This is a genomic window from Paenibacillus violae (assembly GCF_032461945.1).
Lineage (GTDB): Bacteria > Bacillota > Bacilli > Paenibacillales > NBRC-103111 > Paenibacillus_E > Paenibacillus_E violae.
This window is the reverse complement of sequence record NZ_JAWCUD010000015.1, coordinates 29657-52552: the sequence shown is the minus strand read 5'-3', so window position 1 is coordinate 52552 and position 22896 is coordinate 29657. Positions and strand designations below refer to the sequence as shown.

At 48.3% G+C, this 22896-nt stretch carries 26 protein-coding genes and 1 riboswitch; of the genes, 1 reads left to right on the top strand and 25 read right to left on the bottom strand.

Annotation, left to right across the window (positions count from 1 at the left end):
- Positions 1–20 precede the first annotated feature (20 nt).
- The 18 genes from nuoH to RQP52_RS31610 all read right to left on the bottom strand — a co-directional run bounded on the left by nuoH (position 21) and on the right by RQP52_RS31610 (position 15292).
- Positions 21–1025 carry an NADH-quinone oxidoreductase subunit NuoH gene (gene nuoH / locus RQP52_RS31695; protein WP_315955540.1) on the bottom strand — a complete coding sequence of 335 codons (1005 nt, stop codon included), beginning with the start codon at positions 1023–1025 and terminating at the stop codon, positions 21–23.
- Positions 1025–2125: an NADH-quinone oxidoreductase subunit D gene (locus RQP52_RS31690; protein WP_315955539.1), complete on the bottom strand. Its 1101-nt coding sequence runs from the start codon at positions 2123–2125 to the stop codon at positions 1025–1027. The genes nuoH and RQP52_RS31690 overlap by 1 nt, the downstream gene beginning before the upstream one ends.
- Positions 2126–2128: 3 nt before the next feature.
- Complete coding sequence (locus tag RQP52_RS31685; RefSeq protein WP_315955538.1) at positions 2129–2569, bottom strand: NADH-quinone oxidoreductase subunit C; 441 nt, start codon at positions 2567–2569, stop codon at positions 2129–2131.
- A 428-nt stretch (positions 2570–2997) separates the two neighbouring features.
- Entirely contained in the window at positions 2998–3516 is a 519-nt protein-coding gene (locus RQP52_RS31680) for a NuoB/complex I 20 kDa subunit family protein (RefSeq protein WP_127453417.1), read from the bottom strand.
- Positions 3501–3866: an NADH-quinone oxidoreductase subunit A gene (locus RQP52_RS31675; protein WP_127453506.1), complete on the bottom strand. Its 366-nt coding sequence runs from the start codon at positions 3864–3866 to the stop codon at positions 3501–3503. The genes RQP52_RS31680 and RQP52_RS31675 overlap by 16 nt, the downstream gene beginning before the upstream one ends.
- Before the next feature lie 226 nt (positions 3867–4092).
- A complete protein-coding gene (locus RQP52_RS31670) occupies positions 4093–4497 on the bottom strand; it encodes a F0F1 ATP synthase subunit epsilon (protein ID WP_315955537.1) in 405 nt (134 codons plus the stop codon).
- Positions 4498–4543: 46 nt separating this feature from the next.
- Positions 4544–5941, bottom strand: coding sequence for a F0F1 ATP synthase subunit beta (gene atpD / locus RQP52_RS31665; protein ID WP_127453420.1), 1398 nt, complete (start codon positions 5939–5941; stop codon positions 4544–4546).
- Between the two features lie 49 nt (positions 5942–5990).
- Positions 5991–6848 (bottom strand): ATP synthase F1 subunit gamma, encoded by an 858-nt coding sequence (gene atpG, locus RQP52_RS31660; protein ID WP_315955536.1) that lies wholly within the window; start codon positions 6846–6848, stop codon positions 5991–5993.
- 130 nt (positions 6849–6978) lie between these two features.
- Positions 6979–8493: a F0F1 ATP synthase subunit alpha gene (gene atpA / locus RQP52_RS31655; protein WP_315955535.1), complete on the bottom strand. Its 1515-nt coding sequence runs from the start codon at positions 8491–8493 to the stop codon at positions 6979–6981.
- Between the two features lie 33 nt (positions 8494–8526).
- The gene (locus RQP52_RS31650) at positions 8527–9060 is read right to left on the bottom strand and encodes a F0F1 ATP synthase subunit delta (RefSeq protein ID WP_315955534.1); all 534 of its coding nucleotides are present in this window, start codon (positions 9058–9060) and stop codon (positions 8527–8529) included.
- Positions 9057–9542 carry a F0F1 ATP synthase subunit B gene (gene atpF / locus RQP52_RS31645; RefSeq protein WP_127453427.1) on the bottom strand — a complete coding sequence of 162 codons (486 nt, stop codon included), beginning with the start codon at positions 9540–9542 and terminating at the stop codon, positions 9057–9059. The genes RQP52_RS31650 and atpF overlap by 4 nt, the downstream gene beginning before the upstream one ends.
- A 78-nt stretch (positions 9543–9620) precedes the next feature.
- A complete protein-coding gene (gene atpE, locus RQP52_RS31640; protein ID WP_028556930.1) occupies positions 9621–9845 on the bottom strand; it encodes a F0F1 ATP synthase subunit C in 225 nt (74 codons plus the stop codon).
- Between the two features lie 77 nt (positions 9846–9922).
- Entirely contained in the window at positions 9923–10618 is a 696-nt protein-coding gene (gene atpB, locus RQP52_RS31635; RefSeq protein ID WP_157318598.1) for a F0F1 ATP synthase subunit A, read from the bottom strand.
- Positions 10619–10651: 33 nt separating this feature from the next.
- Positions 10652–11032, bottom strand: coding sequence for an ATP synthase subunit I (locus RQP52_RS31630; protein WP_127453431.1), 381 nt, complete (start codon positions 11030–11032; stop codon positions 10652–10654).
- A complete protein-coding gene (locus RQP52_RS31625; RefSeq protein ID WP_127453433.1) occupies positions 11032–11253 on the bottom strand; it encodes an AtpZ/AtpI family protein in 222 nt (73 codons plus the stop codon). Before RQP52_RS31625 ends, RQP52_RS31630 begins: the two co-directional genes overlap by 1 nt.
- Positions 11254–11477: 224 nt before the next feature.
- Positions 11478–12614 (bottom strand): non-hydrolyzing UDP-N-acetylglucosamine 2-epimerase, encoded by a 1137-nt coding sequence (gene wecB, locus RQP52_RS31620; RefSeq protein WP_127453435.1) that lies wholly within the window; start codon positions 12612–12614, stop codon positions 11478–11480.
- 30 nt (positions 12615–12644) lie between these two features.
- Positions 12645–13274 carry a uracil phosphoribosyltransferase gene (upp, locus tag RQP52_RS31615; protein WP_127453437.1) on the bottom strand — a complete coding sequence of 210 codons (630 nt, stop codon included), beginning with the start codon at positions 13272–13274 and terminating at the stop codon, positions 12645–12647.
- 191 nt (positions 13275–13465) lie between these two features.
- Positions 13466–15292 carry an ABC transporter substrate-binding protein gene (locus RQP52_RS31610; protein ID WP_315955533.1) on the bottom strand — a complete coding sequence of 609 codons (1827 nt, stop codon included), beginning with the start codon at positions 15290–15292 and terminating at the stop codon, positions 13466–13468.
- A gap of 182 nt (positions 15293–15474) precedes the next feature.
- Here RQP52_RS31610 and RQP52_RS31605 point away from each other — a divergent pair, with 182 nt between their 5' ends.
- On the top strand, positions 15475–16746 hold the full coding sequence (locus tag RQP52_RS31605) for an MFS transporter (protein ID WP_315955532.1): 1272 nt from the start codon (positions 15475–15477) through the stop codon (positions 16744–16746).
- Positions 16747–16977: 231 nt separating this feature from the next.
- Here the strand turns inward: RQP52_RS31605 and RQP52_RS31600 are convergent, their stop codons facing one another.
- The 7 genes from RQP52_RS31600 to spoIIR form a co-directional block, all read right to left on the bottom strand.
- Positions 16978–18228 (bottom strand): serine hydroxymethyltransferase, encoded by a 1251-nt coding sequence (locus tag RQP52_RS31600; RefSeq protein ID WP_315955531.1) that lies wholly within the window; start codon positions 18226–18228, stop codon positions 16978–16980.
- A 42-nt stretch (positions 18229–18270) separates the two neighbouring features.
- Positions 18271–18876 carry a TIGR01440 family protein gene (locus RQP52_RS31595; RefSeq protein ID WP_127453445.1) on the bottom strand — a complete coding sequence of 202 codons (606 nt, stop codon included), beginning with the start codon at positions 18874–18876 and terminating at the stop codon, positions 18271–18273.
- Between the two features lie 11 nt (positions 18877–18887).
- Positions 18888–19346, bottom strand: a complete 459-nt coding sequence (rpiB, locus tag RQP52_RS31590) for a ribose 5-phosphate isomerase B (RefSeq protein ID WP_315955530.1) — start codon at positions 19344–19346, stop codon at positions 18888–18890.
- 103 nt (positions 19347–19449) lie between these two features.
- Positions 19450–19530, bottom strand: a riboswitch (ZMP/ZTP riboswitch).
- A 57-nt stretch (positions 19531–19587) separates the two neighbouring features.
- Complete coding sequence (locus tag RQP52_RS31585) at positions 19588–20190, bottom strand: low molecular weight protein arginine phosphatase (RefSeq protein WP_315955529.1); 603 nt, start codon at positions 20188–20190, stop codon at positions 19588–19590.
- A gap of 115 nt (positions 20191–20305) precedes the next feature.
- Entirely contained in the window at positions 20306–20866 is a 561-nt protein-coding gene (locus tag RQP52_RS31580; RefSeq protein WP_315955528.1) for a manganese efflux pump MntP, read from the bottom strand.
- A 64-nt stretch (positions 20867–20930) separates the two neighbouring features.
- Complete coding sequence (locus RQP52_RS31575) at positions 20931–21998, bottom strand: L-threonylcarbamoyladenylate synthase (protein ID WP_315955527.1); 1068 nt, start codon at positions 21996–21998, stop codon at positions 20931–20933.
- Between the two features lie 35 nt (positions 21999–22033).
- Positions 22034–22783 carry a stage II sporulation protein R gene (gene spoIIR / locus RQP52_RS31570; RefSeq protein ID WP_315955526.1) on the bottom strand — a complete coding sequence of 250 codons (750 nt, stop codon included), beginning with the start codon at positions 22781–22783 and terminating at the stop codon, positions 22034–22036.
- Between the last annotated feature and the right edge of the window lie 113 nt (positions 22784–22896).

Here is a 22896-nt window from a genome sequence, read left to right as displayed (position 1 = left end):
CTTCGTAAGCGCAGGCTTTGTTAAAAGATCGTCATAATGATCGCCGTTACCAGCATATTGACTAGCGCCAAAGGCAGCAGCACTTTCCAGCCGAATCCCATGAGCTGATCAATCCGTACGCGAGGCAATGTCGCCCGCAACCAGAACAAGACGAACACAACGAGGGAGAATTTCAGCAGGAACCAGATGATCCCCGGAATAAAATCAAGGAATGGGAACGGCGCATGCCATCCGCCTAAGAAGATCAGGCTCGTTAATGAAGCAATGATAAACACGTATACGTATTCCGATAGCATGAAAAAAGCAAAGCGGAAGCCGCTATATTCCACGTGATAACCTGCTACAAGCTCAGACTCTGCTTCCGGCAAGTCAAAAGGCGTCCGGTTAAGCTCCGATACACCAGCAATGGCGAAGATGATGAAACCTAGAATTTGAGGAATGAAATTCCAATGCCAGAAGCCGCCCGCTTGATGGTCAACGATGGTATGCAGATTTAAACTGCCTGTCATCATAATGACACCAATGACGGAAATGACGAGCGGTACCTCATAACTAATCATCTGCGCTGCTGAACGCATACCGCCAAGTAAGGCATATTTATTGTTGGATGCCCAGCCCCCGAGAATAATCCCAATCGTAGAGATCCCTGTAAGAGCGACGTAATAAAGCAGACCGGCATTCAAATTCGCATTAAACATCCGATCCGAGAAAGGGATCGCCGCAATAATCGTAAACGAAGGAATGAACGTAATGATAGGCGCCAAAATGAACAGCTCGCGTTCCGCCTTTTTGGGAATGGTATCTTCTTTAATGAGCAGTTTGAATACGTCCGCGACGCTCTGCAGAAGCCCAAACGGCCCTGTGCGGTTTGGGCCGATCCGCAGCTGCATCCAGCCAATGACCTTCCGCTCAAAGTAGATCGCGTAGGTAACGAAGCCAAGAACCAAGAGCAGCATAACGATGCCCCAGAAAAGGAAAACGAAGAAGTTCGTCCAGGTTAGACTCTCTTCCAGCAAATTTACCATTAGGCATCCACCTCCCCAACGACAATATCGATGCCGCCCAATATCGTAATCAGGTTGGTCATCGATTCACCGACCAGGAGTTTGGGCAATATTTGTAGATTTACGAAAGACGGTCTGCGGAATTTCAAACGGAATGGCTCTTGCTTACCTCGGGAAATAATATAGCAGCCGATTTCTCCACGAGGAGACTCGATAGCCGCATACACTTCTCCTTCTGGAGGACGAATCACCCTAGGCACTTTGCCCATGGTTTCCCCTTGTTCAGGGAACTGTGCCACTGCTTGCTCCAAAATACGCAGGGACTGTTTTACTTCTTCCATGCGTACTAGATAGCGATCATAACAATCGCCGCCGCTTCGTACAGGCACATCGAATTGAAAGCGATTGTATAGGCTGTATGGCTGCGTTTTGCGGATATCCCAATCAACACCCGTACATCTTAAGTTAGCGCCGCTAAGCCCATAGGCAATGGCTGTATTGGCGTCATATTTACCTACACCCTTAATCCTGGAGAGGAAAATCTCATTTCCGGATACAAGGGTATGATATTCTTCCAATTTGCCGTACATATACGGGATAAATTTCTTAACTTTATCGATCCAACCGTCTGGAGCATCCCATTTTACCCCGCCTACACGCATGTAGTTGTAAGTCAAACGAGCTCCGCAGAGTTCATTGAACAGGTCAATGATAATTTCCCGATCACGGAAAGCGAATAAGAACGGACTCATGGCTCCGATATCCAGCAAATACGTTCCCCACCACACCATATGGGAAGCAATCCGCTGAAGTTCCATCACGATCAAACGAAGGAATTCCGCGCGTTCCGGAACTTCCAATCCCATCATTTTCTCAACGGCATGAACGAGAACATAGTTCGTCGTCATGGCAGAGACGTAATCCATACGGTCTGTATAAGGAATAATTTGCGTGTAGCTCAGATTCTCAGCCAGCTTCTCTGTTCCTCTATGTAGATAGCCCATAACGGGTATAGCTTCTTTGATGATCTCTCCATCCAGCTTCACAATCACGCGGAAAACGCCATGCGTACTAGGATGCTGAGGACCAACGTTTAGCAGGAGCTCTTCTGTCCGTAACAAATGCTACACCTCCGGGTCAAGCGGTTCGTAATCTTTGCGCAGTGGATGGCCGACCCAATCGTCAGGCATCATGATTCTTACCAGGTTGGGATGTCCAGGGAAGTCAATTCCCAGCAGGTCATACACTTCCCGCTCATTCCAATTCGCGGTTGGCCACACCGGAGCGACAGATGGGATGCTTGGCTGATCCCGGTCTGTTTTCACTTTCACACAATACTCGCGCTTGTGCGTGAGGGAAAGCAGATGATACGCCACTTCCAGATGCGTCTCTTGATCCACACCGGAGAGATTGCGCAAGTAGTCGCAGCGCAGCTCTTCGTGGTCCCGCAGCGTCAGCGCAGCCTCCGGCCAGCGGGAGCTATGAATAACAACGTAAGGACGGTGATCGTCCCTTTCGTTAATGAAGCTATCGACGACGGCTTCTTCGCCGGCGCTTTCTTTCAAGATCGCAACCAGCCGGTCCAGCAGCGGCTGGTTCGGCGAAGGCTCTTTCGGCGCGGCAGGCTCCGCCGCATCGGTTTTCGCTCCGCGCGCGCTAGCTCGCGCTGCGCGTGCTTCTGCGGCGGCCTGCGCTTTGGCCGCCTTCTCGTCATCCCCTGCAGCTGCAGGGGATGGTGGTGCTGCCGCCGACGCGGGCTCGCCCGTCGGCTCAGCGGCCGTCGCCTTCGCCGCTAGGCGGGCGGCTCTCGCCGCGGCGCGCTCCGCGGCCTTCTCTTCGGCGGTCTTCTCCGCCGCTTCAGCCGCGGGCGGTTCGCTCGCCGGTTTCGCCTCAGATGCAGGCGTCGACTGCTCTGTAATTCCTTCAGCCTTGGTCTCTTCCGTAGGGGCTGTCTGCCCGACCTCGACCTTCTCCTCGGGCTTCTTATCCTCACTCATCGGTTAATCACCTGCTTACCGGTCTTCGCCTCATAGCGAATCTTCTCCTGAAGCTTGTTGATCCCATAGATAAGTGCCGCCGGGTTCGGCGGACAACCCGGTATGTACACATCAACCGGTACGATCTGATCTACACCTTTGACAACGGAGTACGATTTAACGTACGGTCCGCCAGCAGTCGCGCAAGAGCCCATAGCGATAACCCATTTCGGCTCCGGCATTTGCTCATAAAGACGGCGCAGCAAAGGAGCCATTTTCTTCGTAACTGTCCCTGCCACAATCATGACATCGGATTGCCTAGGGGACGTACGGAAGATGACTCCAAAACGGTCTAAATCATAATGCGATCCGCCCGTACCCATCATTTCGATAGCACAGCAAGCAAGACCAAACGTTAAAGGCCAAAGTGAATTACTGCGAGCCCAAGCTTTCACCTGCTCCAGTGTTGTCATAAATACGTTGCGGTTTAACTCTTCGCGTTCTTCTGGGGAGATCGACTCTAGACTGAAGTCCATTGCAGCACCTTCTTCTTCCAAGCGTATATTAATCCTATGGCTAGCAAGGCTACAAAAATGCACATTTCTACTAAAGCAAAAAGTCCTAGCTGATTAAAAGCAACAGCCCAAGGATACAGGAACACGGTCTCTACATCAAAGATGACAAACATCAAAGCAAACAAATAATATCGAATGTTAAACCGGATTTGCCCTTCACCAACAGGCTCGTTCCCACTCTCATACGTCGTATACTTCTCCACAACGGGTTTGCTCGGTCTTAACCATTTGCCTATCGTAAGCGCTGCCACCGGGAGGAAAATACCTAACCCAAGAAAAATCGCTACGATTACATAGTTATTTGTATACATCATCTGAATGTAACCGCCTCCATTCTTATTTACTTTCTCAAATCATTGATTCAAATTGGTAATAATCACCTTCAATATTATACCAAAAGAGCACAGGGGAGTCGATGACTAATTCCAAGCCCTCTTTTTTACATAGTTTAGTGAGTAGAATTTCCATAACTTTCAAGAATAATCCGTTTATAAGAAAAAAGCGACGGAACCTAAGTCCCATCGCTTCTTTGATCTATTATTTGCCGGACACGCTGATCCGGTTCAATGCTCTTTGCAAAGAGGCTTCCGCACGTTTGAAATCAACGTTATCTTGCTTTGATTCCGCAAGACGTTTCTCCGCACGTTCTTTCGCTGCTCTCGCACGATCCACATCGATTTGTTCTGGCAGCTCGGCGCTTTCCGCCAGTATGACCACTTTGTCCTTGCGCACTTCCATAAATCCGCCGTTCACTGCGATGATCTCGTCTTTGGAGCCCTGCTTCTTCACAGTAATCGAGCTGATTTTCAATGGAGTCACGAGTGGAATGTGGTTCGGCAGAATTCCAAGCTCCCCTTCGACACCCTTTGCGACTAACATGTTCACTTGTTCAGTGTACACTTTGCGCTCAGGAGTAACAATTTCAAGTAGGAATGTACTCACTTGGATTCTCCTTCCTCAGCTAACGCGAAGTTTACCAAAGGTAACCTTACAGCGTTTTCGCTTTCTCGATTGCGTCCTCAATCGTACCTACGTTGTGGAACGCTACTTCAGGAAGGTTGTCGTGCTTACCTTCAAGAACTTCTTTGAAGCTGCGCACAGTTTCTTTCAATGGAACATACAAGCCTGGGAAACCGTTGAACGGCTCAGCAACGTGAAGAGGCTGAGACAAGAACAGACGGAGACGACGCGCACGAGTAACGACTAGTTTATCCTCATCGGACAACTCATCCATACCCAAGATCGCGATGATATCCAGAAGCTCTTTGTAACGTTGAAGAACTTGTTTAACACCTTGTGCTACTTTATAGTGCTCTTCGCCAAGAATTTCTGGCGTCAAGATACGGGAAGAGGAAGCAAGTGGATCTACCGCCGGGAAAATACCCGCAGCTGCGATACTACGCTCCAAGTTCGTTGTCGCATCTAAGTGAGCGAACGCTGTAGCTGGAGCTGGATCCGTATAGTCATCCGCAGGAACGTAAATCGCTTGAATCGACGTTACGGAACCTTTTTTCGTGGATGTAATACGCTCTTGCAATTGACCCATTTCTGTAGCCAAAGTTGGTTGGTAACCTACCGCAGATGGCATACGTCCAAGCAAAGCCGAAACCTCGGAACCTGCTTGTGTGAAACGGAAGATGTTATCTACGAACAGAAGAACGTCTCTGCCTTCAACATCACGGAAATACTCAGCCATTGTCAAACCTGTCAAAGCTACGCGAAGACGCGCGCCAGGAGGCTCGTTCATTTGACCGAATACCATCGCTGTTTTCTCGATAACGCCGGAGTCTTTCATCTCGTGGTAAAGGTCATTACCTTCACGAGTACGCTCACCAACGCCTGCGAAAACGGAGATACCACCGTGCTCTTGGGCAATGTTGTGAATCAACTCTTGCATCGTTACGGTTTTACCTACACCCGCACCACCGAAGAGACCGATTTTACCACCTTTTGCGTAAGGAGCCATAAGGTCAATAACTTTAATTCCTGTTTCAAGAACTTCCGATTTCGTGGACAAGTTCTCGAATGCAGGAGCTTCTTTATGAATTGGACTAGTCAACGTGCGATCAACGTTTTCGATACCATCGATAGGATCTCCAACTACGTTGAATACGCGACCTAGTGTTGCAGCACCTACAGGTACTGTGATTGGAACTCCTGTGTCTGTAGCTTCAGCGCCACGTACAAGTCCGTCCGTGGAAGACATCGCTACGCAACGAACGAGGTTGTCACCGAGGTGAACCGCCGCTTCAACCGTAATCGTAACCGTTTGACCGGCTTCCGTTTTTTCAATCTTGATTGCATTCAGAATTTCAGGGAGTTGTCCGCGTCCGAACTCAATGTCGACGACAGGCCCTGTAATATTCACAACGCGCCCTTTGCTCATGGTTTCCCTCCTAAGAAAAGCTTCGCCTCTAAGCGAGGCGTTTTATCAATTAAGCGTTCGCGTTCGCGCCGCTGACGATTTCCGCAATTTCTTGCGTAATGGCAGCTTGACGTGCACGGTTGTATGCTAATGTGTAGCTGCTGATCATCTTCGTTGCATTTTTCGTTGCGGAGTTCATCGCCGTCATTCTCGCGCCGAACTCACTTGCTTTACCTTCCAATACTGCGCTGTAAATAATTGTTTCTGCATATTTAGGCAGCAGCACTTCTAGAACGCCTTCCGCAGACGGCTCATACTCGTAGCTAGCCGTTGACGCGCCTTTTACTTCCTCCATAGGAAGCAAGCGAACCATGGTTGGTATCTGACTGATTGCATTTTGGAATTTGTTGTACACCAAGAACAATTGGTCGTACGCGCCCTTCTCAAAATTGGAAACAGCAGAAGCCGCAATCGATTTAATATCCGAGAACTTCGGAGAATCCGGAAGTCCTGTAACTTCTTGAACGATCTCAACATTACGTTTTTTGAAGAAGTTGCTACCTTTACGTCCGATTACGAAAACAGCATATTCCGACGGGGATTGATGTCTTTCGCGAATCTCCGTCATCGCTTTCCGCAATACGTTCGCGTTGTAACCTCCAGCCAAACCACGATCCGAAGTGATAACCAAGTACGCGGTTTTCTTCACTTCGCGCGTTTGCAGCATTGGATGTTTCACACCTTTGGAGCCCGCAGCGATGCTAGCTACTACTTCTTTCAGCTTATCCGAATAAGGACGAGCCGCTTCCGCAGCTTGCTGAGCTCGACGCAAGTTCGCAGCTGCAACCATCTCCATCGCACGCGTAATTTGCTTCGTGTTTTGTGTCGATTTGATTTGGCGCTTAATCTCGCGCATTCCTTTTGCCATACCTGTCACCTCTCTTTTGAGGCTTTGGAAAGCCTTCATTCGAAGGCCTGATCTCAGGCAGCATGCACCTAATCTCAGGCATAAACGGAGTACCTGGCTTTTCACGAAGAAAAGCGCAGGTATTCAAATTTTATTCAGAAACTGCGAAGCTCTTTTTGAACGTGTTGATGGAATCAACCAACGCTTTGTCGTTATCCGCAGTAATGTCTTTCGTATCATTAATGCTGTTCAAGATTTCCGGACGGTTGGATTCCAGGTAAGCCAAGAACTGCTGCTCGAAACGAGTTACGTCTTGTACTGGAATGTCATCCAAGTGACCTTTAACAACGGTGTACAGCGAGCAAACTTGTTTTGCAAGCGAAAGCGGCTGATGCACGCCTTGCTTCAAGATTTCAAGTGTACGAACCCCACGATCCAGACGAGCTTTCGTCGCTCTGTCAAGGTCGGAACCGAACGCTGCGAAGGCAGCAAGCTCACGGTATTGCGCCAAGTCTACACGCAGTGTACCGGCAACTTTTTTCATTGCCTTCGTTTGAGCGGAACCCCCTACACGGGATACAGAGTTACCAACGTTAACCGCTGGACGCTGACCGGAGTAGAACAGGTCGGACTCAAGGAAGATTTGACCGTCCGTAATGGAAATTACGTTCGTAGGAATGTATGCGGAGATATCGCCCGCTTGTGTCTCGATGAATGGAAGTGCCGTAATCGAACCGCCACCAAGATCATCGTTCAATTTCGCAGCGCGCTCCAGCAAACGGGAGTGCAAGTAGAATACGTCACCTGGGTATGCTTCGCGACCTGGTGGACGACGTAGCAAGAGGGACAACTCACGGTATGCAGCCGCTTGTTTGGACAAGTCATCGTATACGATCAATACGTGCTCGCCTTTGTACATGAAGTACTCACCCATTGCGCAGCCTGAGTATGGAGCCAACCAAAGCATTGGTGAAGGCTCGGAAGCAGATGCTGTTACAACGATTGTGTATTCCAAAGCGCCAGCAGCACGAAGTTTTTCAACAACGCCTACGACTGTGGATTGTTTTTGACCGATAGCAACGTAGATACATTTAACGCCGTTGCCTTTTTGGTTCAGGATTGCGTCGATCGCAATCGCTGTTTTACCTGTTTGACGGTCACCAATGATCAACTCACGTTGACCACGACCGATTGGAACCATCGCGTCAATCGCTTTGATACCTGTTTGCATTGGCTCATGAACGGATTTACGAGCCATAACGCCTGGAGCCATGTTCTCAACAGGGCGGAATTCAGTTGTAGCAATAGGTCCTTGACCATCGACTGGTTGACCCAAGGAGTTAACGACACGGCCGAGCAAAGCTTCCCCTACAGGAACCTCCATAATACGACCTGTACGTTTTACTGGATCGCCTTCACGGATATCTTTGTAAGGTCCGAGAATAACGATACCTACGTTGCTTTCTTCAAGGTTAAACGCGTAGCCCAGAACGCCATTTGAAAACTCAAGCAGTTCGCCTGCCATTACGTTTTCCAAACCATGAGCACGAGCGATACCGTCCCCTACTTGAATGACTGTACCAACATCAACCACTTGCATATCGGATTTATAGTTTTCAATCTGTTGTTTAATCAATGAGCTGATTTCTTCAGGTTTGATACTCAACGAACGTCACCCCTATTCTTACAGTGCTTGTTATTAAACCAAAGCTTTGGATAGGCGGTCTAGCTTGCCTGCCAAACTTCCATCATATAAACGGTCACCAATGCGCACTTGGATGCCGCCGAGCAGCTTAGGCTCAACAACAGTCGCAACACGGATTGTTTTTCCCGTAACTTTGCTGAAATGTGATGCAATTTCCGCTTGTTGAGCTTCTGTCAGCGTAAAAGCGGAATAAATCGTTGCACTCGCTTGTCCAAGCGCTTCATTCGCAATCTTCACATAATCGCTCACAAGAACGGAAAAAATTGCTTGTCTTCCTTTATCAATTAAGACCAGCAGCGTGTTCCACACCGGTTCGGAAACTTTGCCTTCAAAAATCTGCTTCAGCAGGTCCGTTTTGACGGTGTTCCCGATGTTCGGATGGTTCAGGAACTTCTGCAAGTCTGCATTGTCCCTAATCGCACTAGCTACAGATTTCAGCTCTTCTTCGACTTGGGAAATAATCCCCTTATCATTGGCTACTTCAAAAAGAGCTCTGGCATAACGCTTCGCTACGACGATGTCACTCATACGTTGCCTCCTACCTCTTTGAGGTAATGCTCAACCAATTGCTCTTGTGACTTTTCGTCGATTTGCTTTTCAATAATTTTGGAGGCAATCAGAACAGACATCGCGCCAACTTGGCTGCGAAGAGCGGCAACCGCTTTGTTCTTCTCGTTCTCGATATCTTTCAAAGCTTCATCTTTCAGACGAGCTGCTTCTGCTCCAGCTGCACGAACAATATCATCAGCTTGTTTGGAACCTGTTTGTTTCGCTTGCTCAATGATATCGTGAGCTTCCTTACGCATTTGTTGCAGTGCTTGTTTTTGTTCCTCTAACAGTTGATCAGCTTGCTTGCGGCTCGCTTCAGCTGTTTGAATTTGATCTTTAACTAACTGTCTGCGTTTCTCCATCATGCCGAACAAAGGGCCGAACGCAAACTTGGAAAGTAGCACGTATAAAATTAAGAACGCGATAAGTTGAATCCAAAATGTGGACCATTCAATATGCAAGTAACGTCACTCCCTTCTGATAACGTGGGCAAAACGAAGGCGTGGTGGCGACTACGGCCATCCCCGCCAAACGGTTTCTTAAGCTTTCCCCATAAAGATGAACGCAAGTACCAATGCAACGACCGGCATTGCCTCTACTAGACCTACCCCGATGAACATAGTTGTTTGAAGCGTACCACGTAGTTCTGGTTGACGGGAAATACCTTCCAAAGCGCGACCTACGATCAAACCGTTACCAATACCTGCACCTAGTGCTCCTAAACCGAATACGATACCTGCTGCTACTAATGCTATTGCTCCCATTGATAAAATCCTCCCTTAAACTCTTAGGTTTGTTTTGTGTATAAGTGACTCGAGACTACCCGAGGTAAGTCTTACTCTTAATGTTCTTCATGGATTAACGTTTGTGAGATGTAAACCATTGTCAGCATTGTAAATACGAAGGCTTGAATAGCACCTACGAACACACTGAAGCCCTGCCATACGAAGAGAGGCGCAATTCCAAACCAACCAGCTCCGATGATGACAGATATCATAATTTCACCTGCATAAATGTTACCGTAAAGACGGAAAGCGAGCGTAAGCGGCTTTGATACAACTTCAATCAAATGAAGGATCAACATTGCCCCTTTGTACTCAAAGTAATGCGCGAAGTAATGCTTCGTGTTACGTGTTATGCCTAAGTAGTGACTTAGTACGATAACGATAACCGTCAGTGCTCCTGTTACAGCGATATCAGCCGTCGGTGATTTCCACCACGACACATGATCTTCCGTCACGATCGAAAAAGGAAGGCCGAGCATGTTGCCGATAAAGATGTACATAATGAGCGTAAGACCAAGCGCGATAAAACCTTTGCCATGCTTAGAACCGATCGTACTTCCAATGATGCCTTCTACAAACTCAATCGTCCATTCCATGAAGTTTTGAATTTTTGAAGGATTCGTTACGGATGCACGGCTAGCCCCTGCGATTGCAAGAATAAGCACGATAATGGTGGTAATTCCGATCATCATAAGAGCTGATGCGTCGAAGTGAATACCTAACCACTCAAATTCTGGTACCTTATGTTCCATATTTCCCATTTTCACCCCTTTCATCGAATGGAATTACTTCTTAGACTTCCTAATAGAAAGAATACCCAGTACGAGTGTTGCCAATTGAGCAAAAAAGTATCCAACAATCGTCGTGGTTAAAGCGACATGTTCCGGATACCGAACGGCAACCAAACCTGCGAAGCCAGCAATTGCTGCTCTTGTCAGAAAACCTAGGGTCACCTTGCGCCCTTTCTGCTCTATCGCAGCTGCTGCCAACTTGTTAATTTTCCAGGCCAGAAACCTTGCATTGATCATGCTCGCCATAGATCCAAGCATAATGCCGGCAAAGTAAACCCGGTAATCGACAAGAAGCGCCCATGCAGCCAAACAAAAGGATAAAAAGAAAAGAAACACATTTTGAACCGTTTTCAGAGTGGCTGAAAATTCATCCATCATAGCCCTCCGTACCGCTTTATCATGAAGTAAATGCTAATGATTCCGGTTACAAGCCCTAGCAAAAATCCGCCTAACAACCAGAATTGTCCCCCTAGTACGCGTGTTAGCCAATCGCCGAACAAGTATCCGGCTCCTAAACAAACTACAAGGTCAATGCCGATCGCACTAGTTAACGCTACTGCCCGCCACGGATTATCATTGGGATTTTGCCGTTTCATCGCATCCCTCCTGAAGGCTTTCCGCTGTGGAAAACCTGTTTCGTAGACATAGTGCTACGAATCCTCATTTATTGTATCGAAGCAGTGCGAGGTTTGTCAATTGACGAAACTTAACAGTCCTCGCAGCCCGAAAGCCCTTAGAGCCTTGCGGCTCTAAGGTTTGCGAGTTTCCAAACCAAACAGTCGAACTGTACGCTGTAGCGTTTGTCATGATTTTGTCACGGTTAGAATGTTTCAGGACGCTCCGAAACCTTGCCAAAGTGATGTAGAATCGCTTGAACGATTCTTTGGGATGCTTTGCCATCCCCGTAAGGGTTGGCTGCTTGGCTCATTTTGTTGTATAAAACTGGATCTGTCAGCAGCGCGCGAGCACGCTCATAGACCTTCTCCTCGTCTGTTCCAACCAGCTCCAATGTGCCCGCTTGGATACCTTCCGGACGCTCTGTCGTATCACGGAGCACAAGTACCGGCACTCCAAAGGATGGCGCTTCTTCCTGAAGGCCGCCGGAGTCTGTCAGAATCATATGTGTCTTCGGATAGAAGTTATGGAACTCACTGGCATCAAATGGTTCTACCAGCTTAATGCGCGGGTGGTTGCCTAGAATTTCGTGCGCTGGCTCTTTGACAGCCGGACTCGGATGCACTGGATATACGATCGCGATATCTTCAAACTCATCAGCGATACGCTTCACAGCACGGAAAATTTGGCGGTGCGGTTCACCTTGCGCTTCCCGGCGATGGGCTGTCATCAAGATCAGCCTGCGGCCTGCCGCCCACTCCAAAACTGGGTGTTCGAAGGATTCCTGTACGGTATATTGAAAGACATCCGTAACGGTATTCCCTGTTACATAGATTTGAGATTCCGATTTATTCTCTTTGCGCAGATTATCAGCCGATTGCTGAGTTGGTGCAAAATGCAGATCCGCCAAAACGCCCGTCAACTGACGGTTCATTTCTTCTGGATATGGCGACATTTTGTTCCACGTGCGAAGACCCGCTTCGACATGTCCAACCTGGATTTGCTGCATAAATGCCGCATAGCTCGCAAGGAAGGTTGTCAGCGTATCGCCGTGCACAAGAATCAGATCCGGCTTCGCCTCTTGGAAGACCGGCTCCAAGCCTTGCAGCACGCGCATGGTAATTTCATTCAGCGTCTGGCGATCCTTCATAACGTTAAGGTCATAATCCGGTGTGATTTTGAAAATATCAAGCACCTGATCCAACATCTGGCGATGCTGAGCCGTTACGCAAACGAGAGATTCGATATGTTCTGGATGCTTCTCCAGCTCCTTAATCAGCGGAGCCATTTTAATCGCTTCAGGTCTAGTACCGAAGATCGTAATGACTTTCAAACGTTTCATTGGTTCTTCTCCCCCATCGTCATAAGTCTATTATTTCGTGCCGAACAGACGATCTCCCGCATCTCCCAAGCCAGGTACGATATAGCCATGATCGTTCAAGTAGTCATCCACGGCCGCCACGTAAATATCAACATCCGGATGCTCTTGTTGAACCGCTTTAATTCCTTCCGGTGCAGCAATTAAACACATCAGCTTCATTTGTGTACAGCCTCTGCGTTTCAATACTTCAATCGCTGCATTTGCTGAACCGCCTGTTGCGAGCATCGGGTCGATCACAATGAGCTCCCGCTCTAAGACATCCGTCGGCAGCTTCACATAATATTCGACAGGCTGCAGCGTGTCGGGATCACGGTATAAACCAACATGTCCTACTTTTGCAGCTGGGATCAGTTTAAGCACACCGTCAACCATTCCTAATCCTGCGCGCAAAATAGGAATAAGTCCCAGCATTCTGCCGGAAATAATGCGGCAATCTGCCGTTGTTACAGGCGTTTTCACCTGTACATGCTCAAGTGGAATATCTCTCGTGATCTCGTAAGCCATCAAAGTCGCTACTTCGTCTACGAGCTCCCGAAAATCTTTTGTTTTCGTATTCTCATCCCGAATAAAGGTCAGCTTATGCTGAATTAACGGATGATCACAAATAAATAACTTCCCCATAATTTCCTCCTAAAAAACCACAATGTTATATGTATTTTACCCATTTTAGCGTCAAGGTACGACAAACCTCGTTCATTATATCATATGTTATCCAACTTATCCTCCGAAAAACCAAACCTACCATGAATATCCTTATTTACGCAAAAAAACGCCTGAGAGCATCTCCCAAGCGGCTTTGCATCCTATCTCATTTATTCTTCCACCGGCCCCGGGTGGTACCAAATGTTTTTGAAGTCAAACCACCCCAGCGTATTGAATGTTATGCCTTGTAAATGAGGACTGTAAACCAATTGCTGCGTCGTATGCAAAAGGAATAAGACGGCGTAATTTTCCGACACTAAATCTTGCATCCCACGGATTCGTTGCAGCCGCACCTGTCTGTCGGGCTCATTTTCGATAGCCGCAATAGTCTCATCAAATATTCGTCGCTGCTCATCCGTTGCACAGACTCGAACCGCTAAATTACCCACTTTATACATCTCAATCAAGCAGCGTGCCTCATCATCATCCGCAACAACTCCGCCTATGATAACATCGGCCTCTAACAGCAGCGGCACCTTTGTCATTTGTTCAAAAGTATATAACTTCAGGATAACGGGAATACCCACTTCCTGACAGCGAGCATGAATCCATTCGGCTTGAGGCTGATTCTTGAGCGTAAATGTCATGGTAATGGGTTCGCCACCATAACCGCATTCTCTAAGCAGCTCCCTCGCCCGCTCCGGCTGGTGATCCTCAGGTCCTTTCCCCGGCGAATCCGATGGCAAGAAATCGGCAGCTGGCCTTGCATGATAAAGGCCTAATTCCTTAATTAACCCACAGCGATTCAGAATAAGCTGTATAGCTTGACGGAATTCAAGGACTTGCTGTGGCCCATTTTTGCGAAGATTAAACACAACCGTGCTAGACCCGAGCATCATCACTTCTTTTTTACACCAGTGTGCAGGGGCAGGCTGTTTATAATGGTTAAGCTTCCCCATTTGGAAGTTCAACTGCTGCCATCTTCGATCGCTAACGTTATCAGGTACATAGAGCAGCTCGATGCGATCCAAATGGGCGCCTTCCTTGTAGTATTCCTCGAAGGCTTCTAACGTCACACCACCCGCATCATGCCTCGTAATCCGGAAAGGACCCGTTCCAACGGGAAGCATGCTGGCATCCGCTACCTTAGTTGCACTGTAAACATCAGCAGGGACAATCGCTGCCTGGTAGGAACTAACATAATGCGGCAGCATATAATTCGGCGCAGCAAGCTCCATGCGAACCGTCAGCCTGTCGACGGCACGAACATCCTTGACGGATTTCAACAGCCAACGATTCGGCGAATCCTCTGTGCCCAGCGTGCGCAACCGATTGAATGAAAACACAACATCGTCCGCCGTCAGCTCCCGGCCATGATGGAATCTCACCCTTTTCCGCAAGTAGAAAGTCCATACAGTCGCATCCCCATTGCATTCCCACTCATGAGCCAAGCCAGGCTCCAGGCTGCCGCAAAGCGGATTGAAATAGAGCAGCGTATCAAAGGCCTGCTTCACGAAATGCAGATCCCGCGAGAACAGCACGTCGACAGGATCAAGCGTCAGCACACGAATCTGCATCGGCAGCCTCAGCGTTTCAGGATTTCCGGAATCACAATTGCCTCTGTATCCGAAATAACTGCCGAGCCAGGCCAGGAACCGATCCATGACGCTCCCGTCCAATCCATCCATTTGAAACAAACTCATTGCATGGTTCAAATTTCCTTGTTCAACATGAATCTTCGCTTCCGCCATCAGCACATCTTCCGCTGCGACCAGAAATCGAATCATCGAGCGGTGTCCACGGCCTCGTCCCGGCGTCCAGACAATCCAACCCATTTCGCTCATTTTGCGGATCAAAATTTTTACATTGCGCTCCGTACAATACAAGTAACCGGCAATTTCTTCAACGGAGACAGGCACGTCCATATACGTGTGGGGGATCTGTAAAACACGCGTTATTGATGTTTTCAACTGCGCATATTGTAAGGCAAGCTGCATGAAAGTCCCCTCCTTTTACACGAATTACCAAAGAGTATAGTTGCGCCCTGCCATTTCGTCAACAGCCTGCAGGAGGGATAAAAGGTGAAAGTTTTCCAGTGCTCTGTACACTTTTTAACTCATGGTCATTTGTTATGATGGGGGAACACAAATTGACGATACTAGGAAACAGGTGATGGCACATGACATTCTTTCAATTCCATCCTAATGTGCGATTGCGCATTGCTCTAAGCTTTCTGACCAACATCCTCAGCAATATGGTTATACCATTTATGTCGATTTATTTTGCACGCACACTCGGCACAACAATCGCCGGCACAGCGACGACAATCTCCATTGCCGTGGCTCTAATCAGCGCCACAATCGGCGGTCATTACGCAGACCGGGTCGGCCGCAAAAAAATGATGCTAATTGGGGAAGGCGTTGCCCTTCTGGCTTATACGATCATGACCTTTGCTAATTCGCCGGTCTGGCATTCCGCAACACTCACGCTTATCATGACAGTGATCAGTACCGCCTCTTGGGGCCTTAGCAAACCTGCTGTAGAGGCCATGCTGATTGATGTATCAGGACCTGATACCCGTAAAGCCATCTATCGGATAAATTATTGGTCCAACAACCTGGCTATTTCCGTTGCGGGGATGATTGGCGGTTTCTTCTTTAGCGACTATCTCTTTGAGCTTTTGTTCGTTGCTAGCGGAATGTCACTTGTTGCGCTATTGGTGACAGCTTTTTTCATGGCAGAAACGATGCCAGCCGAGGTAAATAGCATGGAGGAAAAAACGCAACCTACAAGTCCTAAACGTATCTCGATGTATCATCGGTATAAAGAGGTGCTGAGCGACCGTAGATTCCTCATCTATCTCATCTCAAGTGTACTCATCGTGTCCGTAGAAATGAATTTAAACGGATATATCGGCATCCGGCTCGCTCAAGATATCCATCACACGCCTTGGTTTCCCAGTATGTCCGCAACCATCGACGGTCTGCCTCTCGTCGGCGTTCTACGCACAGAGAATACACTGGCCGTCGTGCTGCTCTCCCTTTTTGTTGGGCGACTGCTCAAAGGAAATTCCGACACCAGGATGATGCTGTTCGCCATGTTTCTAAACGTAGCCGGCTATACATATCTTGTATTCGGCAGCCAACCGATCATGCTTATGCTGCTAATGCTCGTTGCCACCATTGGTGAGCTGACCTATGTGCCTTTAAAACAAGCGCTGCTTGTACAGCTTGTCCCCGACCATGCCCGCAGCTCCTATATGGCGCTCAGCAGCATGTCGAACCGCGTTGCCATTATGCTTAGCGGACTGAACATGATCATCGGCGGTTTTCTGCCATCCGGGGCCATGGCGCTGTTCATTCTGCTGACCGGTGTCGCTGGAATTGGCTTGATGGCGTCCATTCTGCCGAGCCTGAAGGAAGCAGAGCTGCAAAAAGTACAGGTAATTTGATTGCATAAGTGCTAATTAGCTAACTTTGATGTAAAAAGTACAGGTAATATCGGTGAACTGAGCTATTTTGGCGATTTCTAGTTAATTTACCTGTATAAAATGCAGGTATTGATTGAAATTGCATGGAGAATGCTGATTTTGATGTACTTTCTGCAGTTGTGCTGAGTCCACAAAAAAAGGGCTGCTTCAAAAGGTCATTAACGACCCTTTGAGGCAGCCCCTTCGTATTGATTAGTAAGTTAAATCTGGGTACAACGGATATTGCGCCGTCAAATCTTTCACCATGCCGCGAGCTTTCTCAAGAACAGCCTCATCTTTCGGGCTTTTCAATGTAAGTGCAATCACTTTCGCGATAGTTTGCATAGCTTCTTCATTCATACCGCGGGACGTAACAGCTGGCGTACCTAAGCGGATACCGCTAGTGATGAACGGGCTTGTTGGGTCGAAAGGAATCGCGTTTTTGTTCGCTGTGATACCGATCTCGTCAAGAACGTGCTCCGCATCTTTACCTGTGATGTTCAGGTTGCGCAGATCAACCAGCATCAAGTGGTTGTCTGTACCGCCGGATACAAGGTTGATACCTTCAGCTGTCAATGCAGTAGCCAATGCTTGCGCGTTGTTGATGACGTTTTGACCGTAAGTTTTGAATTCCGGTTGCAGAGCTTCACCGAAGGAAACGGCTTTGGCAGCAATCGTATGCATCAAAGGACCGCCTTGGGAACCAGGGAATACAGCTTTATCAATTGCAGCTGCCCAAGCTTTGCGCGTAAGAATCATACCGCCGCGAGGACCGCGAAGCGTTTTGTGCGTTGTAGTTGTAACGAAATGTGCATGCGGCACTGGGTTCGGGTGCAAGCCAGCAGCAACTAGACCAGCGATATGCGCCATGTCAACGAAGAACAATGCGCCTACATCATTAGCGATGGAAGCTAGTGCTTCGAAATCAATCGTGCGCGGGTAAGCACTTGCGCCAGCAACTAACATGCGAGGCTTATGTTTGAAAGCCGCTTTACGAACATCGTCGTAGTCGATGCGGAAGTCTTTTTCACTTACACCGTAAGCAACGAAGTTGTAAAGAATACCGGAAGCATTAACAGGGCTGCCGTGTGTTAAGTGACCACCGTGTGCCAGGTTCATACCCAGAACGGTGTCACCAGGGTTAAGAGCTGCCAAGTAAACAGCCATATTCGCTTGTGCACCAGAGTGCGGTTGAACGTTCGCATGTTCAGCTCCGAAAAGCTCTTTCGCGCGATCGCGAGCGATATCTTCGACGATGTCTACGTATTCGCAGCCGCCGTAGTATCTTTTGCCTGGGTAACCTTCTGCGTATTTGTTAGTCAGTACTGTACCCATCGCTTCAAGCACGGCTTGGCTGACGATGTTTTCAGAAGCGATAAGCTCAATTTTGTCGCGTTGACGACCAAGTTCTAGATTCATAGCTTCTACGATTTTTGGATCTTGCTTACTTAGAAAGTTTGTCATATGGAATTCCTCCTAAAGGATAATTTATATCTATAAGTTAACCTAGCAATCCGCATCTGGCGCGGCTTGCTGATAGAGCTGCTCGGCAGCCTCAGGTGTGTAGACTGCTCTCGTCCCGCCAATCAGTTTAGGCCGTGTAAAGGCCATGGTCACATAAGCATGACCCATATTCCGTACGGGCGGCCGTGCAGGCACAGCAACCCGCCGCAAATGCATCCCGATCAGCGTACTGCCAATATCGATCCCGGCATGCGCTTGAATCGTCTCGACGACTACGGGCTTTGCGAAGTGGCGGTACGCGTATGAGGCCATTGAACCGCCGGCTTTTGGCACAGGAATAACCGACACTGGCTCAAGCTGAGGGGAGATCGCGAAAAGATCTTCCTCAATGACAAGCGCGCGGTTCAAATGTTCGCAGCACTGAAAAGCCAAGTGCAAACCGAACTCGCGGCTGATGCGCTGCGCCGTTTCAAAAATCGGCCGCGCTGCATCCAACGTCCCCGAAGTCCCAATCCGATGACCGAGTATTTCACTCGTGCTTGTACCAATGACCAGAATGTGACCTGGTCGTAGATTGCCCACCTTTACCAACTCGCGAAGATTTGTTTCCAAATCTTCTGCAATCGTGTGAAGTATGGAATTTGTCATGGTGGTCACCCTTAAGGATGTATCGCGAAGCGATCTTCGATGCTTTGCAACTTGTTAATGCGGTTCTGGTGACGCACACCTTGCGAAAACTCTGTTTCCAGCCAAATTTTCACGATTTCCTCGGCAACACCCGGCCCAATGACACGCTCACCTAAAGCAAGCACATTCGTATCATTGTGCTCCCGTGTGGCTTTAGCAGAAAATAGATCGTGAACCAGCGCGCAACGGATGCCTGGAACCTTATTCGCAGCGATCGACATCCCGATGCCTGTTCCACAGATCAGAATCCCTTTGTCTGCTTCCCCGGAAACCACATCTTCACAAACCTTCAGTGCATAATCCGGGTAATCGACGGAATCTGCACAACTGCATCCATAATCTATGACCTGATGGCCCAAGGATTCAATAAAAGGAATAATAACATCTTTCAAACGATAGCCTGCATGATCCGCACCTAACGCAATTTTCATGGATAGAACGCTCCTTTGCTTGTTCGAATTCGACCCTTCTATTATATCCCAAAGTCCACCAGAAAACGAAAAAAAGAGCTGACACGCTAAGAATAGCGCGTTGCTCTTTTGCCCAGGCGACCGGCCGTATAGCTCAATGCTCCATTGTGGTTACTCCCACTCGTCGCCAGTTACATTGAGTCTTGCTTGATAAATCCATCTTATCGCATTATGCACGAGGTGTAAAGATGTCTTTCGCAAATCATTTCCCAGACTGCGGATCCTCTTTTCGCTCGCGAAGCTTTTTAACCAATTTATCTAAACTACCGCTGATTTCATTCGCTGTTTGCCGGTAAACCTCCAATGGGCCGCCGAACGGGTCGGAAATATCGTAATCCGGAATGGCATCTTCCAACAAATAAATACGATTTCGCTCTTCAACTGTTACCGTTTGTGAAAGAGCCTGCTTCAGCTGAAGTTCCGTCACCAGCTTTTCTCTTTCCTCAATCGCTTGAAGGATACGCTGATCGTCCTCTACATATTCTTTGAGCGTAAAAATCTTATCAATCGCGTCCGGATACCGCTGGATAACCGAACGTTTATGTCCCATCGTCATCGTCAAAATAAGATCCGCCCACTTCACTTCAGACTCCTGAATCGCTAATGAGCGAATAGGCTCTTTGAACCCTGCCTCTTGCAGCAGCGTTGCACTATTTCGGGAGATCGGAGTGCCCGTCATCGCGGATACGCCAGCTGAACGAACTTCTGCCGCAAGTCCTTCTTGGTGCACCCTGATACGCAGCAAACCTTCTGCTAATGGACTGCGGCACGTATTTCCTGTACAGACAAATAGAATTCGCAACATGAGATCCTCCTCAGAGTTTTGCGTAGCAAAACTTTCTTCGTAAGCGTAGGCTGAGTTTTGCGTTAGCAAAACTTTCTTCATAAACATAAGCAGAGCCTGCTCCGCCTCTATTGTATCATAGCAAAAACTTGATCCCAAACGCGAGCAGAATTAGCCCGCCAAACGCTTCGCCATACTCGCCAACCCAGCCGTTCACCCGTCTGCCAACCAATAAACCAGCTACAGAGAGCAGCGCGCCGAACAAACCAAATACAAGCACGGTTAACAGGATATCCGTCGCAAACATGCCTAAGGATACACCTACTGAGAACGAATCTATACTTACACTAAGCGCAAAAATCGTAAGCCCCCATATAGATCTATGATCAAAAGAGGTTGCTTCCTCTCCACGGATTGAACTATACACCATATGGGAGCCCAAGAGAATGAGCAAACATCCGCCGGCTGCAGTGGCCACATTGCCAAGCAGAAGCGAAACATATTGTCCCATAAATATGCCCATTAACGGCATAATGATATGAAAAATACCGATCACCATGCTAATTTTAAAAATATCCAACAAGCGAATCCCCTTCATGCCGATGCCAATTCCTAAGGAAAAAGCATCCAGACCCAAGGCTATCGCCATGATGAATATGGTGATGATCTGCCCAAATTCAACGCCAGTTACGAGCATAAGTGCTGTCCCCCTTGTCCGCTTTCTTAACCAAGATATGCGGACAAACTGGGAATCATGCTAGCTAAACACGTACAAGCCGGTGACCGGCTGCCTTGCGCAGACGGTTCATAATTGCCTGACCAATCCCTGTTTCCGGGCAGCCTTCTGCAGCAATATACTGAATCCCTTGCTGATCAAATTGCCTTAATGCAGCGTAAAGCCCCTGTGCGATCTTTTCCGGTTCCGCTAACGAGCCGCAGGCAATTACCAAATCAGCTTCAAATAGAGAAGCCCTTTCCTCAAAAGTAAGGATTCCCGTCGATTGCCCTCGCTCCCTAGCGGCTTGAATGTCGCGCTGAATCCAATCAGCCACTGCTTCAGCATTGTCTCCATATACAATATGCATGTATCCCTTTGGCGCATAATGCGTATACTTCATTCCCGGAGCACGGGGCGTTTCTGAGACCTGCACATCTTCCCGCTCAGGCTCATGAATTCGAATAGCCGGCAGTGCGGACTGCAGTTGCTCTGCTGTAATGCCGCCTGGACGCAAAATATACAGCTCACCATTAACAAGCTGAATCACTGTCGACTCAACACCGACCCCCGTCCCGCCGCCATCCACAATACCACCGATCCGGCCGTCCAGATCTTCTCGCACATGTGACGCCAGCGTTGGACTCGGTCTGCCAGAACTATTGGCGCTAGGGGCTGCTATAGGAAGCGCTGCTTTTCGAAGCAGCTCCAGGGCCACAGGATGATCAGGTATACGAATGCCTACCGTCGTAAGACCGGCAGTCACCAACGGCGAAATGCCGCCTGTTTTCACAGGCAGCACGATAGTAAGAGGCCCAGGCCAGAATGCCTCCATAAGCCTATGATGGTCAGGCGTGACACTATCAGGCTCAATGAGATCTGAGAGCTGCCCCGCATCCGCAATGTGGACGATCAACGGATTATCGGACGGCCGTCCTTTGGCTGAGAAAATACGCTCTACCGCTGTGGTATTCGTAGCATCAGCACCAAGTCCGTATACCGTTTCCGTAGGGAAAGCTACGGTAACCCCGTCCCGCAAAAGCGCTGCGGCATCCGATAATTCTTGACCCCTGTTACCAACCCTATCCGGGTCTACTTTCCAGTACTTTGTCACGATCTATCATCCTTACTTCCAAAAATGAAATCAAGTTAACTAAACCATGAAACGATTTTTTTGGTCATTTCCCAGAAGAAAAACTTCACTTTAGGCTGTGAGTCCTCAGTCGCATCAGCAATGACAGGTTGCGTTTGCGCATCCGTACTTGCTTTCTGCTTGACCGTTGGCTGGGCTGCTTTACTGTCTTTTGCCGCAGGTGCAGGTGTAGACGAAGTTTTCAATTTGTCTTGTCCTTCTGTTTTCGCTACTACAGCGGCAGTTGCCACCGCTTCACCTGAAACAGAATCTACAAAGCAAAGCGGCGGGAATAGCACGCACCACCAATTCTGGCCTTCCCCACTGCCAATCGTGACACGGAGAGCCTCATAGTCACCTGCAGGGTAAACTTCATTCCCGTACATTTTCGTAGGAAAAGGGACTTTACCAAGTTCAACCGTATGTGTGTAACTGTAGCCACGAGCTTCAATCATTTGTCCGACAAGCGCGTCAAACTCCGGTAAATGAGCCAATACTACCGCTCTTGCTTCATCCAAGGAATGCGGGCCAACAACCCAACCTTGCATACGTTCAATAATTACATCGCGAATTTCACGTTTCAGTGCTTGATCCTGCGCCGAATCCGAGTTTGCTAGAATACGCAGGCGAATAGACTCTTCCGGTATGGTAGGCGAAATAACCGCCGCATTCGTACGATTGGATTCCCAACTAGTTATCATAACAATAAGTGCAAAAGCCACGAATAATAAGTGCTTGAATGAATGACGATCCGTTCTTTTTACCATGAGGAAAAGCCCCTTTCCCTTCGCTTCTACTAGCCAGTATAGGCAAAAAGAGGAGAGGCTAAACCTAGCAATCTATTTAAATTTGGTAGATTTGATAGAGTTGGGATTCAGTT